This is a genomic window from Pseudomonas sp. NFIX10, assembly GCF_900111955.1.
In the GTDB taxonomy this organism is placed as follows: domain Bacteria; phylum Pseudomonadota; class Gammaproteobacteria; order Pseudomonadales; family Pseudomonadaceae; genus Aquipseudomonas; species Aquipseudomonas fluorescens_AA.
Genome location: NZ_FOKH01000016.1, coordinates 78,055 through 79,637 on the forward strand (window position 1 = coordinate 78,055; position 1,583 = coordinate 79,637).

The following is a 1,583-nucleotide window of genomic DNA, read 5'->3' on the forward strand; positions in this document are numbered from 1 at the left end:
CTGTGCCGCCGTCATCGCGAGCGAGCTCGCTCCCACATTGGGCATGGCCCGCATCCACTTTTGATCGTATGGTTGCTCCGGAATAACGAACCCGATGGAGCACCATGCAATTCAACCTATTGATGATCAGCCTCGCGGCGTTGCTGGCCCTGGCCGGTTGCGGCAGCCGTCAGCTGCAGGAGCCCGAGCGCCCGCCCGCGGAGGTCAAGAAGCAGATCGTGCAGTTGTTGCCGGCCAAGACGGCGGATCGTGAAGGTTGGGCGACTGACATTTACGTGGCCTTTGCGGCCCAGCAGATTCCGTCCACGACGCAGAATATCTGCGCGGTCCTGGCGGTGACCGAGCAGGAGTCGACGTTCCAGGCCGACCCGCCGGTGCCGGGGCTGGGCAAGATCGCGCGTCAGGAGATCAACCGCCGTGCGGCGAAGGTGCACATTCCGGAGCTGTTGGTCAGCGGCGCGCTCCAGGTGCGTTCGCCCAATGGCAAAAGCTACAGCGATCGGCTCGACGCGGCCCGTAGCGAGAAAGAGCTGAGCGGGATTTTCGATGATTTCATCGGCATGGTGCCGCTGGGCAAGACCCTGTTCGGCGGTTTCAATCCGGTGCACACGGGTGGGCCGATGCAGGTCAGTATCGCGTTTGCCCAGGCCCACGCGCGGGATTATCCCTACCCGGTGGATGGCTCGATTCGTCGCGAAGTGTTCAGTCGCCGTGGCGGGATGTATTTCGGTATCGCGCATTTGCTGGGCTATCCGGTGAACTATACCGAGCCGTTGTATCGTTTCGCCGATTTCAATGCCGGCTGGTACGCCAGTCGCAACGCGGCTTTCCAGCATGCGGTGAGTGTCGCGTCAGGCATTTCCCTGGCGCTGGATGGCGATCTGGTTGCCCATGATTCAATCATGCCGGGCAGCACGGAGCTGGCGGTACGCACGCTGGGCAAGTCGTTGGGAATGCGCAACCCGACCATTCGCGATCAATTGGAGCAGGGCGACAGCCTGGCGTTCGAGGACAGCAAGCTCTACAAGCGTGTGTTCGAACTGGCTGAGCGGGCCGAGGGCAAGCCGTTGCCGCGGGCGGTATTGCCGGGGATCGTGCTCAAGAGCCCGAAAATCACGCGCAAGCTGACCACGGCGTGGTTTGCCAAGCGGGTGGATGAGCGTTATCAGCGCTGCATGGCGCGGGCGGCGGGGCGCTAGCCAGGCGTTGAGGCATGAAAAAGCCCGGCGGATGAGGCCGGGCTTTTATTGTGATGGGCTTGGTTTGGGAGTGTTCGGCAACGGTGTGTCGGGTGAACTGCGCAGCGGCTGCGTGAAGGTTGCGGCCGCTGCGCGCCCGAGCGGGAGCAAGCTCCCTCGCCACGGGGTGTGTTGCACATGACTTGCGATATTTCCAGGCATTGCGGTCAAGCAACTCATGCGCGGTTTTCGATCAGACGATCGGCGCCACCTTCGGCAACACGACGTTCCAGCAGGCGATCAGAGCCATCTTCAGCGACGCGGTTTTCGATCAGGCGATCGGAGCCACCTTCGGCGACGCGGCGTTCCAGCAGGCGATCGGCACCGCCTTCAGCGACGCGGTTT

Annotated in this window: 1 protein-coding gene; it reads left to right on the forward strand. The window is 62.8% G+C overall.

Annotation, left to right across the window (positions count from 1 at the left end):
- Window positions 1-104 precede the first annotated feature (104 nt).
- Window positions 105-1,199, forward strand: a complete 1,095-nt coding sequence (locus BM321_RS16325) for a DUF1615 domain-containing protein (RefSeq protein WP_092443303.1) — start codon at window positions 105-107, stop codon at window positions 1,197-1,199.
- Window positions 1,200-1,583: the final 384 nt, after the last annotated feature.